This is a genomic window from Pantoea sp. SGAir0418 (genome assembly GCF_043529865.1).
The window spans coordinates 3,908,370-3,923,280 of record NZ_CP027911.1 but is presented as its reverse complement, the minus strand read 5'-3'; the positions used below and the strand labels follow the sequence as shown (position 1 = coordinate 3,923,280).

The window sequence follows — 14,911 nt, the reverse complement described above, 5'->3', positions numbered from 1 at the left end:
TTTGCTTTACGGCGCGGAAAAAGCCGTGACTTTCCGCTGGCGACAGGTGAGGATGCTGACAGCTCATCACTGAGGATCTGGCCATGCAGGCGCGCCGCCGTAGTGTTACGTTGCTGATTATCGCGTTCATCCTTCTGATTGCCGGGCTGATCGCCGGTGCGGTGCATTTACATAAAAACGCCGATGCGCTGTGGCAGATTGTCAGCGAAAAGTGCGTACCGGACATGACGCAACGCGGTAATCCTGCTCCCTGTCAGCAGGTCAATCTGGCGCAGGGTTACGTTACGCTCAAAGATCTGAATGGCCCGCTGCAATATCTGCTGATGCCGATAGCAAAAATCACCGGCATGGAGAGCCCAATCCTCCTCGAACCCACCACGCCGAACCTGTTTGCTGCCGCCTGGCAGCAGCGCCGCCTGCTGGCGCAGAAGCACGGTGCGCCTGTCGACGACCGTGTGCTGTCGCTGGCCATCAACGCGCAGTATGGTCGTACGCAGAATCAGCTGCACATTCATATCTCCTGCCTGCGACCGGATGTGCGCCAGCAGCTGGATACGCTGGCACCGAAGCTGAATGCGCAGTGGCAGACGGCAACGCTGCTGCGGCATACCTGGCTGATTCGCACGCTGAGCACCGCCGAGCTGGCGCAGCAGAGCGTGTTTATCCGGCTGGCAGAGGAGGTGCCGCATGCGCGCGGTGAGATGGGCAAATACGGGCTGGCGCTGGCCCAGCTTCCGGATGGACGCCTGGCGCTGCTGGCGCTGGAGCGCAACTGGCTGAAGCTGAATCGCGGTTCGGCGGAAGAACTGCAGGATCACCAGTGCCGTTTGCTGGAGTAAGTCGCGTCGCGACCGATCAGGCAATAAAAAAGGCGGCTCATCAGCCGCCTTTCTCTGCGTGAGAAACTTACGCGTTTTTCGCTGCTGCAGCGGCTTTGACGATCACCGCGAAAGCGTCGGCTTTCAGCGACGCACCGCCCACCAGCGCGCCATCGATGTCTGGCTGAGTGAACAGTTCTGCGGCGTTTTTGTCGTTAACCGAACCGCCGTACTGAATGATTACCTGCTCAGCGATAGCGGCATCTTTCTTCGCGATGTGATCACGAATGAATTTGTGTACTGCCTGCGCCTGCGCAGGGGTCGCTGATTTACCGGTACCGATGGCCCAGACTGGCTCATAGGCGATAACCGCGCCTTCGAAGGCCGCTGCACCCTGGGTTTCCAGCACGGCGTCGATCTGACGTGCGCACACTTCTTCAGTTTTGCCGGCTTCGTTCTCGGCTTCGGTCTCACCGATGCACAGCACTGGTACCAGGCCTGCGGCCTTCAGCACGGCGAATTTCTTCGCGATGAACTCGTCGCTCTCTTTATGGTAGGTGCGGCGCTCAGAGTGGCCGATGATGATGTATTTCGCGCCGATGTCTTTCAGCATCTCGGCAGAGGTTTCACCGGTGAAAGCGCCAGACAGGTTCACGTCCACGTTCTGCGCACCCAGCGCAATGTGGCTGCCGGAAATGGCGTGTTTGGCCTGATCCAGATAGATCGCCGGCGGAGCAATCGCCACACCGCAGCCTTCCACACCTGACAGCTCTTTGCGCAGGCCTTCAATCAGCTCGCCCGCCATGTGCTTGCTGCCATTCAGTTTCCAGTTACCCATAACCAGTGGATGTCGCATTCTTTCCTCCGCATAACGCGATTCATGAAATAGCGCTGCCATCGGGGCAGCGATGTCTGCCAGACAGTATAGAGATCAAATGGGGCGCTGGCTTTGCTTTTCGTCATTTTTGCCGGGGAGATCAGGGGCTAGCGAGCGCCAGTTTGATGGGCTCAACGGCGAAGGTCAGCCCTTTGTCGCCGTTGTCTGCGACCACGAAGCGCAGTGCACCTTCGGTGCGGGAAAAATAGCGTGCGCCCTTGCCAGCGCTGAGCAGGCCATCAAGCTTCTTGTGCCCCTCCTCCGCTGACAAACCGGGCACAAAAAAGCGCAGTAGTGCAGTCATGTAATCCATGGCGCGTGTCTGTGCCGCTTTCATATCCGGGCCCGGCACCGGCAGCCAGGTAATCTGCAGCGTTTTAATCTTGCCGGTGCCCTGTTCCAGCGCGGTAGAGGCATACAGCGTTTCGCTGATTTTGCTGGCGGCTCGTGTCAGGTGACTCTTGTCATCGCGGTTATCGATGGCGCGATACTCCTGCAGCGGCAGGTCAGGATTGGCGGCGTTGTACTTTTCGCGGAACTGCGCGATGGTCATATCAAAGGTGGGCGCACCCGCCAGCAGATACGGCGCCGCAGGCAGGTGATCGTTGCGATCCTGCGCGGGCGCGTCCTCCGCCCAGGCGGGAAATGTCAGTGCGACGCTGAGCAGCAGCGCGACTGGCAGATTCTTCATTGCTTCGGCCCTAAATCATTCACTTAGCCCACGATTAGAACGGTTTTTACCGCTGAAAGTCAAAACCCGCGCCGGGAAAAATCTGACATTTTGCTGCCGGCACGATTACCAGTAATGCTCGCTGGTCATGTGGCCGGGTTTACGTTTGAAATGCTTACGCATATCGCGGCTATCTTTCAGCAATTGCTGGGTATCGCGCACCATTTGCGGGTTACCGCACAGCATCACGTGGCTGGTATCGGCGAGCATCGGCAGGCCCACGGCGTTTTCCAGTTCTCCGCTCTCGATCAGCTGCGGTACGCGGCCATGCAGTGAACCGGGCATCTGCTCGCGGCTAACCACCGTCTGAATGTGCAGCTTGCCCTGATAACGCTGCTGTAGCTGCTGCATCAGCGGCAGAAAACTCAGGTCGGCGGCATAGCGCGCAGCGTGCACCAGCACAATGTTGTCGAAGCGCTCCAGCCCTTCGCCCTGTTGCAAAATCGACAGATACGGGCCGATCGCCGTGCCGGTCGCCAGCATCCACAGCGTCTGGCAGTCGGGGATCTCATCCAGCACAAAGAAACCAGCCGCCTCTTTGGTCACCATCACCTGATCGCCAGGCTGCAGCGCCTGCAAACGCGGGCTGAGCTTCCCTTCCGGCACCGTTACCAGATAGAACTCCAGCAGCGGATCGTGCGGCGCGTTGACGTAGGAGTAGGCGCGCTGCACGCGCTCGCCGTCGACTTCCAGCGCCAGCTTGGCAAACTGGCCGGCGGTAAAAGGGTCGATGGGCGCCGTGACGCGCAGGCTGAACAGTGCATCGGTCCAGTTTTTCACTTCTTTAACTTCTGCATTGACCCACTCTGCCATGTTCGCTCCTGATGATTGATAATTGGTCTCTTTCTATCTTCGTCAGCCCGGCACCAGATTTCCAGCCCCGCAGCCGGTAAAGGGCTCTCTGCGACAAATCGTCCGCACACATCAGCAACTGTAGCGGCCACGTTACAGCCTGGTACAGAAGCTTGACGGTGGCTGGGCTGCCGCTTTACGTCCGCCTCTCGCTTTGTGTGCAATTCCTGATATTTTTGCCGCCATAACTCTCCGGCAGCCCTGTTTAGTGCTGTCATTACTTTGTTTCTCAGGCAGACATTTTGTTCCATGATGATGAGTAATACGCAAAACCGCTTCCTGCTGTTCATGCTGATTGTGCTGGTGGCGGTCGGGCAGATGGCGCAGACCATCTATGTGCCCGCCATGGCGAACATGGCAGAGGCGCTTAACGTACGCAGCGGCGCCATGCAGCAGGTGATGGCGGCCTATCTGATGACCTACGGCGGATCGCAGCTGATCTACGGCCCGCTGTCGGACAGCATTGGCCGGCGTCCGGTGATTCTAGCGGGGATGACGATCTTCGCGGCGGGCGCGCTGATCGCCCTGTTTGCGCCGTCGCTGAGTGTGCTGGTACTGGGCAGTGCGGTGCAGGGACTGGGCACCGGCGTGGCTGGCGTGATGGCGCGCACCATGCCGCGCGATCTTTACTCCGGCATTGCGCTGCGCCAGGCCAACAGCCTGCTCAATATGGGCATTCTGGTCAGTCCGCTGCTGGCGCCGGTAATCGGCGCGCTGCTGACCCATCTGTTTGGCTGGCACGCCTGCTTTGCTTTCCTGCTGCTGCTGTGTGTTGGCGTAACGGCGGCGATGGCCCGCTGGCTCCTGGAGACCCGTCCGGTGGATGCGCCCGCGACACCGTTTCTGCGCCGCTACATCACGCTGCTCAGCGACGGCAACTTTGTGCGTTATCTGCTACTGCTGATCGGCGCGCTGGCAGGCATTGCGGTATTTGAAGCCAGCTGTGGCGTACTGATGGCGGGCGTGCTGGGGCTCGACGGGCTGACGGTGAGTATTTTGTTCATCCTGCCGATTCCGGCGGCCTTTTTCGGTGCCTGGTTTGCCGGCCGCGAGCAGAAATCCTGGCATACGCTGATGTGGTACGGCGTGAACAGCTGCCTGCTGGCGGGCCTGCTGATGTGGCTGCCGGCGTGGTTTGGCGTGATGAATATCTGGACGCTGCTGGTGCCGGCCGCGCTGTTCTTCTTCGGCGCGGGCATGCTGTTTCCGCTGGCAACTTCTGGCGCGATGGAGCCCTACGCGTGGCTGGCCGGCAGTGCCGGTGCGCTGATTGGCGGTCTGCAGAATCTGGGTTCCGGCGTGGTGGCGTGGCTCTCAGCACTGCTGCCGCAGCACGATCAGTCGAGCCTCGGCATGCTGATGTTTGTGACGTCGCTGGTGATGCTGCTGTGCTGGTGGCCGCTCTCGCGTCATCCGGAGAGCGGCAAACAGACGGTTACAGGATAAAAGGGTGCAGCGCCGCGTCTTTGCGGTCCAGATAGTGGATCGACTGAATGCGGCGAATGGTGCGCGATTTACCGCGCACCAGCAGCGTTTCGCTGGTGGCGATATTGCCCTGGCGCGTGATGCCCTTTAGCAGATCGCCCGTGGTGATGCCGGTCGCCGCGAAAATCACGTTATCGTTACGCGCCATCTGTTGCAGCGTCAGCACTTCCCCGGCGTTGATACCCATTTCGGCACAGCGCGCCAGCTCCTGCTCACCCAGACGGCGGTTGTCGGCCGAATCTCCTTTGACCTGATGACGAGCCAGCAGGCGCGCCTGCATGTCGCCATCCATGGCGCGGATCACCGCCGCTGACACCACGCCTTCCGGCGCACCGCCGATGCCATACAGCACGTCCACTTCGCTGTCCGGCATGCAGGTAAGAATCGAGGCCGCGACATCGCCGTCCGGAAAAGCAAACACGCGCACGCCCAGCTGCTGTAGCTGCGCGATGACCGCATCGTGACGCGGTTTGGCGAGAATCGACACCGTCAGCTGGCTGAGCGGTTTATTGAGCGCCTGCGCAATCGCCTGCAGATTGGTGGCGAGCGGCTGGTTGAGATCGATAGTGCCGCGCGCGCCCGGACCGACAATCAGCTTTTCCATATACATATCAGGTGCGTGCAGGAAGCTGCCTTTATCGCCCACCGCCAGCACCGCCAGCGCGTTGGCCTGGCCCATCGCAGTCATACGCGTGCCTTCGATAGGATCAACTGCAATGTCCACCGCATCGCCGTGGCCGGTACCGACTTTTTCACCAATGTAGAGCATCGGTGCTTCGTCGATTTCGCCCTCGCCAATCACGATCTGGCCGTCGATATTGATGGTGTTGAGCATAATGCGCATAGCGTTGACGGCGGCGCCGTCAGCGGCATTCTTGTCGCCGCGTCCTAACCAGTGATAGCCCGCTAACGCAGCGGCTTCGGTCACACGGGAAAATTCAATCGCGAGTTCTCGTTTCATGGTCTGCACCTGACAAAAAACAGGCGGGCAGTGTAGCACAGCGGGGCAGGGGGACGGGAAAAACCCGCGGCAGGGCGCCGCGGGTCAGCACAGTGTTACTCTTCTTCTTCCCACGCCTGGGCGCGTGCCACGGCTTTTTTCCAGCCGGCATAGCGTACGTTGCGTTCGGTGGTTTCAATGCTTGGACGGAATTCGCGTTCCACCACGGCTTTAGCACGAACTTCTTCCAGATCGTTCCAGAAGCCGACCGCCAGACCGGCAAGGTACGCCGCACCCAGCGCGGTCACTTCGCGCACTTCCGGACGCTCCACGCGCGTCCCGAGAATATCGGACTGGAACTGCATCAGGAAGTTGTTGGCCACCGCACCGCCATCCACGCGCAGCGACTGCAGGCGGGTATCGGCATCGTTCTGCATCGCTTCCAGCACGTCACGCGTCTGGTAAGCGATGGACTCCAGCGTGGCGCGAATGATGTGGTTGGCGTTGGCACCACGGGTCAGACCGAAGATTGCGCCGCGCGCATACGGGTCCCAGTACGGTGCGCCAAGACCGGTAAAGGCCGGCACCATGTACACACCGTTGGTGTCTTTGACTTTCATCGCGAAGTATTCGGAGTCGCCCGCATCGCTGATCAGCTTCATCTCATCGCGCAGCCACTGAATGGACGCACCACCGATGAACACGGCACCTTCCAGCGCGTAGTTCACCTCGCCGCGTGGACCGCAGGCGATGGTAGTCAGCAGACCGTGAGTCGAGGTAACCGCTTCGGTACCGGTGTTCATCAGCATAAAGCAGCCGGTGCCGTAGGTGTTTTTCGCCATGCCAGGCTGCACACACAGCTGACCATACAGCGCAGCCTGCTGGTCACCGGCGATACCGGCGATAGGAATACGCGTACCGCCCTTACCACCAATGTTAGTCTGGCCGTAGATTTCGGACGATCCTTTCACTTCCGGCAGCATTTCACGCGGAATGTCCAGAATCTCCAGCATGCGTGCATCCCACTCCAGCTTGTGGATGTTGTACATCATGGTACGTGATGCGTTGGTGTGATCGGTGATGTGCACGCGGCCCTGGGTCATTTTCCACACCAGCCAGGTGTCGACGGTGCCGAACAGCAGTTCGCCGCGTTTCGCCCGCTCGCGCGCGCCTTCCACATGGTCGAGAATCCACTTCACCTTGGTGCCGGAGAAGTACGGGTTAATCACCAGGCCGGTGGTGTGCTGGATGTACTCTTCCAGACCCTCTTTCTTCAGCTTGTTACAGTAGTCGGCGGTACGTGGATCCTGCCAGACGATGGCGTTGTAAATTGGTTTGCCGGTCTCTTTGTCCCAGACAATCGCGGTTTCACGCTGGTTGGTGATACCGATGGCGGCGATCTGGTCAGAACGGATATCAGCGTGCGCCAGCACTTCCACCAGCGTGGAGCTCTGTGAGGCCCAGATGTCCATCGGATCGTGCTCAACCCAGCCGGCTTTAGGGTAGATCTGGGTGAATTCGCGCTGTGAGACGGCGACGATGTTGGCGTCATGATCGAGCACCACGGCACGTGAGCTGGTTGTGCCCTGATCGAGCGCGACAATATATTTTTTATCAGTCGTAGTCATTATGGTTTCCTGATGATTAACGATGAAACTTACGCTTTACGCTGCTCAGCGCGCGCGACCGGTTTTTCTGTTTTACTGGTTTCTGCAAGGTTGCCCGGCAGGTGACGGCCAATCAGCGCACGATAACCAAAGGCACCGAGGCAGGCTCCGACCAGCGGGCCAAAAATTGGCACCAGGAAGTAAGGAATATCTTTACCACCGGTGAACGCCACGTTACCCCAGCCCGCGAAGAAGGCGAACAGCTTCGGACCGAAGTCACGCGCCGGGTTGAGGGCGAAGCCGGTCAGCGGACCCATGGAACCGCCAATCACCGCCACCAGCAGACCAATCAGCAGCGGCGCCAGCGGGCCACGCGGTACGCCGTTGCCGTCGTCGGTCAGCGCCATGATCACCGCCATCAGCACGGCAGTAATCACCATTTCCACCAGGAACGCCTGCGCCACGGTGATGTGCGGGTTCGGATAGGTGGAGAAGATACCGGCCAGATCGAGGCTCTGCACGCTGCCGCGTACCATCTGGTGGCTGGCTTCGTAATCAAAGAACAGATTGTAGTAAAGACCGTAGACCAGCGCCGCCGCACAGAACGCGCCAGCGATTTGCGACACAATATAAGGTAAAACTTTGCGGCCTTCGAAGTTGGCGAACAGGCACAGGGCAACCGTGACTGCCGGATTGAGGTGAGCGCCGGATACGCCTGCGCTCAGATAAACCGCCATGGAGACAGCAAGACCCCAGATGATACAAATTTCCCACTGGCCGAATGCGGCACCGGCCAGCTTCAGCGCCGCCACACAGCCGGCACCAAAAAAGATGATCAAACCGGTACCGAGAAACTCGGCGATGCACTGACCTTTGAGTGTGTTCGTTGTCTGACTCATAATGGAATTCCTGAAGCGAGGTTAAATTTTATCAGTTTTTGTTCTCAATCCTTGAGTCGCCCAGCTCTAATGTAGGGTTGATGTGAATTTATCGTTAACGAGCATAAACGAGAAATAGCGAAATCGAATTTTGTGTGCCGTGTCATAAAAATGCGCGTTTTCGCGTCTTTTGCCTGTGTTTAGGGCCAAAAACCCCCGCTGCGCTGCACCCTGCGCGTGTGACCGCGCGCAAAATGCGCGAAGTTGCGCGTTTTCCAGGTATAAACTGAAAAGTGTTACAGACTTCCCTCGCAGGCCTTGTGCTGCTGGACTTGCCGGGTGTGGCTACATACAATCGGGACATCGTGGCTGGACGCACTATTTTAAGGCACGCCCGGTCTATCAACGCCTTGCACGATTTAGGAGAGGTCAGAAAGATGTCATTTGAAGTATTCGAGAAACTGGAAGCGAAAGTACAGCAGGCGATTGATACCATCACCCTGCTGCAGATGGAAATTGAAGAGCTGAAAGAGCAGAACAATAACCTGAAAAACGAAATGAGCCAGGCATCCGGCAATCACGAAGCGCTGGCGCGTGAAAATCAGCACCTGAAAGAAGAGCAGCATGTATGGCAGGAGCGCCTGCGTGCACTGCTGGGAAAAATGGAAGAAGTTTAAGCCTCAGCGCTTAAACCAACGGGTGCCGCGGCACCCGTTTTTGTTTGTCGCTTACTCGATGTCGAGTGCGTCTTCAGACAGGATCATGCCGGTGTTGTCGGCGTAGAGATGATCGCCGGAGAAGAAGGTGACGCCGCCGAAGTTAACCCGCACGTCGCTCTCGCCGATGCCTTCGCCTGCGGCGCCAGCCGGAATGGCCGCAATCGCCTGAATGCCGATCTCCAGCTCTTCCAGCTCATCGACCTGGCGAACCGAGCCGTACACCACGATGCCTTCCCACTCGTTTTGCGCCGCCAGTCTTGCTAACTGTGCGTCAACCAGCGCGCGCCGCACTGAGCCGCCGCCATCGACCAGCAGCACGCGACCGCGACCGTTCTCTTCGAGCAGGTCATACAGCAGGCCGTTGTCTTCGAAACATTTCACTGTGGTAATTTGACCTCCGAATGAGGTGCGCCCACCAAAGTTCGAAAAAAGCGGTTCAACAACGTTCACTTCTTCATGGTAGATGTCGCAGAGTTCAGATGTATCGTATTTCATAGGGATGTCGTCTGTTTGCCACAGGAGCGGTAAGTATATCGCTATCTGACGATTGTTGGCAAAATCATCAACCGCCAAAAAAAGCGCTGCATCAATATCCTGCGTAATATTTTGTCTGCGGCGGAGAGAACAGCGGCGCGTGGCGACAGCGCCGCAGGGGAAGCGTTACAAGGCGGGCTTCTTGAAGGCCTGTTTGTGCGAGATACGGGAAATCAGCTCGGTCAGCGACAGCACCATGGTGGATCGCACCATCTGCAGGTAGCGCTGCTGCTGCATGGCGCGCAGCGCGGCGTCGTCGCGGGTGAAATCGGGTTGCGGCGGCCAGGCCAGCACGCAGTGCAGTTCGCCGAACGGGCCGAGTATTTCATCGTCGGTAAAGCGGTAGTCGCTGGTGTCGTGATTCAGCTCCTCACGCAGCGCCAGCAGCAGCTCGCAGTCTTCGTATTCGTGGCGATTGATCACCCCCAGGCCGTAGATGAGCTTCAGGCGTACCGACAGCTCGCCCAGCGGGCCGTCGCCCAGCAGCAGCGGTTCCACCGCATATTTCACCGCGTAGTCGTCTTTGCGAAAGACCTGCAGCACCAGCAGATTGACTGCTTCCGCCAGCAGTTCGACAGCGGCGATCAGGAAGCTTCTCACCGAACGACCGGCGTTCAGCCGCTCAAGCACCCGGTTTTCAAAAGCCTGCTTCTCTTCCATTATTGCCTGCATCATTCAGCTACCGTCGACGGGCACGCGGCTGCCGTGCCCGAATTGACCACTAAAGGGCGCGCATTATGCCATAGCGTGGTAAGCGCTCACCACTGAGCTCACCACTTCGCTATTGGCATCAAGGCCAGAAATCTCCGCCAGCGCCGCCTGTGGGCCTTTCTGCGCGATCAGTGACGCCAGCTCCTGCGCCTGCGGATCGGCTTCGCTGCGATAGTGCATCGCGGCGGCAATGCCCTGCACCAGGCTGGCGTGCGGCAGCTGATACTCCAGCGTGCCCAGCGTCGGCTTGATCAGGCGATCGCCGGCGCTCAGCTTGCGCAGCGGCTGACGGCCCACGCGCTCGACGTCATCTTTCAGGTACGGGTTTTCGAAACGCGTGAGGATTTTCTGGATGTACGCGGCATGTTTCTCCGCATCGAAACCATAACGCTTGATCAGCACCGCGCCGCTCTCCTGCATCGCGCCCTGCACCACGGCACGTACTTTCTGGTCAAGAATGGCTTCGCGAATGGTGGCGTGACCGGCCAGCTGGCCAAGATAAGCGGTAATGGCGTGGCCGGTGTTAAGGGTAAACAGCTTGCGCTCGACGAATGCCATCAGGTTATCGGTCAGCTCCATGCCAGGAATGTCCGGCAATGCGCCTTTGAATTGGGTTTTGTCGACGATCCACTCGCTGAAGGTTTCTACCGTGACTTCCAGCGGATCGGTGCTGCCGGCTTCAGATGGCGGCACGATGCGGTCAACTGCCGAATCAACAAAGCCAACGTGCTCTTCAACCCACGCATGATATTGCTGCGGCAGCGCTTTCAGTACGTGCTGCTTCAGCTGGCTGGTGCCGCGCACCATGTTTTCACAGGCGATGATATTCAGCGGACGGACATTACCGTTGTCACTGCGTTTGGCCAGACCCTGCGCCACGCTGCCTGCGATGCGCTCAAGGATCTGCGGACCAACCGCCGTGGTAACGATATCAACCTCAGCGATCAGCGTGACGATGTCGTCGCTGGTGCTGTTCACCGCGCTGACGCCGGTAACGATTTCAACCTGCGCCTGCTCGCCCACCACGTGAACCGGATACTCATGACGGGCGTTAAGGGCATCAAGCACCACCTGATTCACATCAGCAAACACCAGTTCGATACCGGCATCCGCCAGCAGCTTACCGATAAATCCACGGCCGATGTTACCTGCTCCAAAATGTAACGCTTTCATAAATTTGACCCATATCAAATGACGAAAGGGCGGGCATGTCCGCCCCGGAAAGTGGGGACGGGCTTGCCCGCCCCAGGGAAGTTAAAACCGCGAATTACGCGTTGGCAGTGCTGCCAGACAGCAGATCCAGCACGTCCTGCACGCTGGTGGTGTTCGCCAGCTTCTCGATTACGCTGTCGTCATCGAGCGCATTGGTCAGGCTGGTGATCACCTGAATGTGTTCGTTATTGCGTGCGGCAATACCAATCACCAGTCGCGCGACTTCGTCCGGCTCATCGCCAAACTGCACGCCAGCCGGATACTGGCAGAATACAACGCCGGTTTTCAGCACGCGGTCTTTGGCTTCGACGGTGCCGTGCGGCACGGCGATGGATTCACCGAGGTAAGTTGGCGTCAGCTGCTCGCGCGCCAGCATCGCTTCAACGTATTCCGGCTGCACGTAGCCACCTTTCACCAGCTGCTCGCCGGCGAAGCGAATCGCCTGCTCTTTATTGCTGGCGCTCAGGCCGAGGAACACGTTGTCAGCGCCCAGTTTGAACAGGTGCGCGCTGCCGTCGTCATAGCTGTCTGCCAGCGCGGTCTGTACCGTTTCACGGTGGGCTTCGCTGCGGTTCGCCGCCACCAGACGCTCAGTCAGGTTGGTGTACAGCGCGCTGTCGAGGAAGTTGTTCAGCGAGATGTGCTGCGCCTGTGGCGCCTGACGCATCGCACGTTCGGTCAGATCGCGGTGAGTAATCACCAGATCAACATCGCCCGGCAGCGAGTTAATCGCGCTGTTGGTCACAGAGATATTGCTCAGGCCCGCATCCTGCACCTTCTTGCGCAGCACGCCTGCACCCATCGCGCTGGAGCCCATACCGGCATCACAGGCGACGATGATTTTGCGCACGTGGCTGACGTCAACGCTGCTGGCATCGGCTACCACCGGTGAACCGGCAACGGCCTGGCCTTTTGACTGCGCTTTCATGTCTTTCATGCGCTGGGTCGCCGCTTCGATATCGTCTTCTTCTTTTACTTTGCTGGTTTTCAGCAGAATCGAGGAGACCACGAAGGAGACGGCGAAAGCCGCAACGATAGCCGCGATGTTAGCGAAGTAAGCGCCTTTTGGCGTCATCGCCAGCACGGCCAGAATCGAACCTGGTGAGGCCGGTGATACCAGACCGCCGTTCAGCAGCGTCAGGGTGAACACGCCGGTCATACCGCCGAGGATCACTGCCAGCAGCAGGCGCGGCGCCATCAGCACGTACGGGAAGTAGATTTCGTGGATACCGCCAAGGAAGTGGATGATCGCTGCACCGCCCGCCGACTGCTTGGCGCTGCCGCGGCCGAAGATCATATAAGCAACCAGCACGCCCATACCCGGACCCGGGTTCGCTTCAATCAGGAAGAAGATCGATTTGCCCGCTTCGCTGGCCTGCTGGATACCCAGCGGCGAGAAGATACCGTGGTTGATGGCGTTATTGAGGAACAGGATTTTCGCCGGTTCAACAAAGATTGAGGTCAGCGGCAGCAGGTTGTTCTGCACCATCAGGTTTACGCCGGCGGCGAGAATGTGTGACAGACCTTCTACCAGCGGACCGATAGCGAGGAAGGCCAGCAGCGCCAGCAGCATACCGATAATACCGGCCGAGAAGTTGTTGACCAGCATCTCGAAGCCGCTTTTGATTTTGCCGTCAACCGCGCGGTCAAACGACTTAATCGCCCAGCCGCCCAGCGGACCGGCAATCATCGAGCCAAGGAACATCGGCATATCGGCACCGACGATCACGCCCATGGTGGTGATGGCACCGACCACGCCGCCGCGATCGCCACCCACCAGACGACCACCGGTGAAGCCGATGAGCAACGGCAGCAGGTAGGTAATCATCGGGCCGACCAGTTTGGCCAGCGTTTCGTTAGGAATCCATCCGGTTGGAATGAACAGTGCTGTGATGATACCCCAGGCGATAAACGCACCGATGTTTGGCATCACCATATTACTCAGAAAGCGACCAAAGCTCTGAACCTTGACCTTGACTGATGAGGACATAAACCCACCCCTTATTGAGACGCGCTGCAATAAGAGAGCGCGTTTGTTTTTGTTAAGACGTTACGGCGGGGGCCGTGGCATTACTGTATGCACGCGGACTCTAGCACTAGTTGATTACACTGCGTAGCGTCAGGAAAAAGTGTGATGTATATCACGCTAAATTGGGGTGGGCAGGGGGATTAAAGGTGACTTTGATCACAAAAATACCCTGTAAGAAAGCAACGCTGGCGAAAAAATGCGCGCAACAGCGGTAGGAATGTGACAAAAATCACCTTTCACCTGGGCCGGTTTGTTTCACAAATGTGATTGAGATCACAAACTATTTTTGGTTGAAAATGCGCCAGATCACACTCTGTGCTGACAGAAAAAGGCGATGTAAGGAAGTGACGAAAATCTGAAAAAGCGGGCAGGGGAGAACTGCCCGCTGAGCGGCTTACTGCAAACCGCCCTGTACGGCATTTTGTGCCTGGGTCAGCGCCTGCGTGTTGCTGGCGAGATTGCTCATCAGCGTGTTGTACTGCGTGGCCTGCTCCTGCGTCGGGAACTGAACGCCGCCGTCATTGAAGCTGACGCGCGCGCCCTGCGACTGCAGATAATCGCCGGCCTGAACTGCCGACTGGCTCAGCGCCTGCAGCTGCGGCAGCAGCGGGATCAGCGTGCTGGCTGGCTGCGTCACCACTTTGGCGTACACGCTGTCGTACACTTTCTTCAAATCGTCTGGCTGCTTCAGCGTGGCTTTGCTGCTGTCGGCCTGCATTTTGGCGCTCTGAATCTGCTGCGTCAGCACGCTCAGATTGCCGCTTGCCTGGCGCAGGCTGTCGCGGCGTGTCAGATAATCCTGCGGCACGCGGATGGCCGCCAGCTCATCAACCACCGGGCGCATGCCCTGATCCACCGCCTGATTCACCTGCTGCGAGAAGCCATACAGGATGGCGTAATCACTGGCGTAGTTACCGAAGGTTTGCTTCTGGTTTTCGCTCAGGCTGGGCAGATGTTCACCGCTGCGCATCACGGTGTTTTGCAGAAAATCAGTAAAGGCTTTGCGCTGATCGCCCTCTTTATCGCCGCAGGCGGTAAGCTGCAGCACAAGTAGCACGCCGGCCAGCAGCATGCCGCTACGCATCCAGATGCGGGAAATTCCTGACGCCATAATTCAACTCCTGTTGTGACGATGGCTAAATTCGATTCGCTGGGAAAGGTCCTAAAGAATAGTGCAATGGCCCCGGCTGTACAACGGCTGGTCTGCAGTGCTTCACGCTGGTGCGTGCCTGCTGCACAACTGTGCAGCGCAGCCTGCCTGCGAGCGCAGCGCTGTGCAATAACGCATGTAATTCAGGCTGATAGCAACCTGGCATTGATATTGCCTGCTTTCTGGCAGATGCAGGAGCGATCGCGGGCAACCGACGTCGCCACACAATTTGCAATGGGTCACTAGGGTTCCGATCGCGAGATGCTGGTCCGAGAGTGACCGACCGTCCTCTGACGGTTACACGGCGGGAAAAAAGCCCGGGAGGAAAGCGAGAACGTTGCTCGCCGCCTCCTGCCTGATTTTCGTCCG

General features: G+C 58.5%; 14 protein-coding genes and 1 riboswitch. Of the genes, 3 read left to right on the top strand and 11 right to left on the bottom strand.

Features of this window, described 5'->3' with window-relative positions; translation table 11 throughout:
* Positions 1-83: 83 nt before the first annotated feature.
* Positions 84-839: a CDP-diacylglycerol diphosphatase gene (locus C1N84_RS18240; protein ID WP_058775486.1), complete on the top strand. Its 756-nt coding sequence runs from the start codon at positions 84-86 to the stop codon at positions 837-839.
* A gap of 67 nt (positions 840-906) precedes the next feature.
* Here the strand turns inward: C1N84_RS18240 and tpiA are convergent, their stop codons facing one another.
* The 3 genes from tpiA to fpr all read right to left on the bottom strand — a co-directional run bounded on the left by tpiA (position 907) and on the right by fpr (position 3,238).
* Entirely contained in the window at positions 907-1,674 is a 768-nt protein-coding gene (tpiA, locus tag C1N84_RS18235) for a triose-phosphate isomerase (RefSeq protein ID WP_031279624.1), read from the bottom strand.
* 121 nt (positions 1,675-1,795) lie between these two features.
* On the bottom strand, positions 1,796-2,386 hold the full coding sequence (locus tag C1N84_RS18230) for a YiiQ family protein (RefSeq protein WP_058771031.1): 591 nt from the start codon (positions 2,384-2,386) through the stop codon (positions 1,796-1,798).
* A 105-nt stretch (positions 2,387-2,491) separates the two neighbouring features.
* Positions 2,492-3,238, bottom strand: a complete 747-nt coding sequence (gene fpr, locus C1N84_RS18225) for a ferredoxin--NADP(+) reductase (protein ID WP_136546184.1) — start codon at positions 3,236-3,238, stop codon at positions 2,492-2,494.
* A 291-nt stretch (positions 3,239-3,529) separates the two neighbouring features.
* On the opposite strand from fpr, the gene emrD reads away from it, so the two are divergent.
* On the top strand, positions 3,530-4,723 hold the full coding sequence (gene emrD / locus C1N84_RS18220; RefSeq protein WP_276557015.1) for a multidrug efflux MFS transporter EmrD: 1,194 nt from the start codon (positions 3,530-3,532) through the stop codon (positions 4,721-4,723).
* On the opposite strand, the gene glpX is transcribed toward emrD, so the two are convergent.
* From glpX to C1N84_RS18205, 3 genes are all read right to left on the bottom strand, one after another.
* Positions 4,713-5,723 carry a class II fructose-bisphosphatase gene (gene glpX / locus C1N84_RS18215; RefSeq protein WP_264441807.1) on the bottom strand — a complete coding sequence of 337 codons (1,011 nt, stop codon included), beginning with the start codon at positions 5,721-5,723 and terminating at the stop codon, positions 4,713-4,715. The genes emrD and glpX overlap by 11 nt on opposite strands.
* A gap of 95 nt (positions 5,724-5,818) precedes the next feature.
* Positions 5,819-7,330 (bottom strand): glycerol kinase GlpK, encoded by a 1,512-nt coding sequence (gene glpK, locus C1N84_RS18210; RefSeq protein WP_021507040.1) that lies wholly within the window; start codon positions 7,328-7,330, stop codon positions 5,819-5,821.
* Between the two features lie 29 nt (positions 7,331-7,359).
* Complete coding sequence (locus tag C1N84_RS18205) at positions 7,360-8,208, bottom strand: MIP/aquaporin family protein (protein ID WP_021507039.1); 849 nt, start codon at positions 8,206-8,208, stop codon at positions 7,360-7,362.
* A gap of 416 nt (positions 8,209-8,624) precedes the next feature.
* Here C1N84_RS18205 and zapB point away from each other — a divergent pair, with 416 nt between their 5' ends.
* Positions 8,625-8,864: a cell division protein ZapB gene (gene zapB, locus C1N84_RS18200; protein WP_021507038.1), complete on the top strand. Its 240-nt coding sequence runs from the start codon at positions 8,625-8,627 to the stop codon at positions 8,862-8,864.
* Positions 8,865-8,915: 51 nt separating this feature from the next.
* Here the strand turns inward: zapB and rraA are convergent, their stop codons facing one another.
* The 5 genes from rraA to C1N84_RS18175 all read right to left on the bottom strand — a co-directional run bounded on the left by rraA (position 8,916) and on the right by C1N84_RS18175 (position 14,503).
* Complete coding sequence (gene rraA / locus C1N84_RS18195) at positions 8,916-9,401, bottom strand: ribonuclease E activity regulator RraA (protein ID WP_021507037.1); 486 nt, start codon at positions 9,399-9,401, stop codon at positions 8,916-8,918.
* Positions 9,402-9,566: 165 nt separating this feature from the next.
* A complete protein-coding gene (gene mtlR / locus C1N84_RS18190) occupies positions 9,567-10,115 on the bottom strand; it encodes a mannitol operon repressor MtlR (RefSeq protein WP_264441806.1) in 549 nt (182 codons plus the stop codon).
* A 60-nt stretch (positions 10,116-10,175) separates the two neighbouring features.
* Positions 10,176-11,324: a mannitol-1-phosphate 5-dehydrogenase gene (mtlD, locus tag C1N84_RS18185; protein WP_021507035.1), complete on the bottom strand. Its 1,149-nt coding sequence runs from the start codon at positions 11,322-11,324 to the stop codon at positions 10,176-10,178.
* Positions 11,325-11,418: 94 nt separating this feature from the next.
* Positions 11,419-13,353, bottom strand: coding sequence for a PTS mannitol transporter subunit IICBA (locus tag C1N84_RS18180; RefSeq protein ID WP_058771034.1), 1,935 nt, complete (start codon positions 13,351-13,353; stop codon positions 11,419-11,421).
* A 433-nt stretch (positions 13,354-13,786) separates the two neighbouring features.
* Complete coding sequence (locus tag C1N84_RS18175; protein ID WP_264441805.1) at positions 13,787-14,503, bottom strand: DUF3053 domain-containing protein; 717 nt, start codon at positions 14,501-14,503, stop codon at positions 13,787-13,789.
* Between the two features lie 270 nt (positions 14,504-14,773).
* Positions 14,774-14,868, top strand: a riboswitch (guanidine-I (ykkC/yxkD leader).
* Positions 14,869-14,911: the final 43 nt, after the last annotated feature.

Excerpts from the sequence above, each read along its gene's own strand:
- C1N84_RS18240 (WP_058775486.1), top strand. The coding sequence starts at position 84 with ATGCAGGCGCGCCGCCGTAGTGTTACGTTGCTGATTATCGCGTTCATC.
- tpiA (WP_031279624.1), bottom strand. The coding sequence starts at position 1,674 with ATGCGACATCCACTGGTTATGGGTAACTGGAAACTGAATGGCAGCAAG.
- C1N84_RS18230 (WP_058771031.1), bottom strand. The coding sequence starts at position 2,386 with ATGAAGAATCTGCCAGTCGCGCTGCTGCTCAGCGTCGCACTGACATTT.
- fpr (WP_136546184.1), bottom strand. The coding sequence starts at position 3,238 with ATGGCAGAGTGGGTCAATGCAGAAGTTAAAGAAGTGAAAAACTGGACC.
- emrD (WP_276557015.1), top strand. The coding sequence starts at position 3,530 with ATGATGAGTAATACGCAAAACCGCTTCCTGCTGTTCATGCTGATTGTG.
- glpX (WP_264441807.1), bottom strand. The coding sequence starts at position 5,723 with ATGAAACGAGAACTCGCGATTGAATTTTCCCGTGTGACCGAAGCCGCT.
- glpK (WP_021507040.1), bottom strand. The coding sequence starts at position 7,330 with ATGACTACGACTGATAAAAAATATATTGTCGCGCTCGATCAGGGCACA.
- C1N84_RS18205 (WP_021507039.1), bottom strand. The coding sequence starts at position 8,208 with ATGAGTCAGACAACGAACACACTCAAAGGTCAGTGCATCGCCGAGTTT.
- zapB (WP_021507038.1), top strand. The coding sequence starts at position 8,625 with ATGTCATTTGAAGTATTCGAGAAACTGGAAGCGAAAGTACAGCAGGCG.
- rraA (WP_021507037.1), bottom strand. The coding sequence starts at position 9,401 with ATGAAATACGATACATCTGAACTCTGCGACATCTACCATGAAGAAGTG.
- mtlR (WP_264441806.1), bottom strand. The coding sequence starts at position 10,115 with ATGATGCAGGCAATAATGGAAGAGAAGCAGGCTTTTGAAAACCGGGTG.
- mtlD (WP_021507035.1), bottom strand. The coding sequence starts at position 11,324 with ATGAAAGCGTTACATTTTGGAGCAGGTAACATCGGCCGTGGATTTATC.
- C1N84_RS18180 (WP_058771034.1), bottom strand. The coding sequence starts at position 13,353 with ATGTCCTCATCAGTCAAGGTCAAGGTTCAGAGCTTTGGTCGCTTTCTG.
- C1N84_RS18175 (WP_264441805.1), bottom strand. The coding sequence starts at position 14,503 with ATGGCGTCAGGAATTTCCCGCATCTGGATGCGTAGCGGCATGCTGCTG.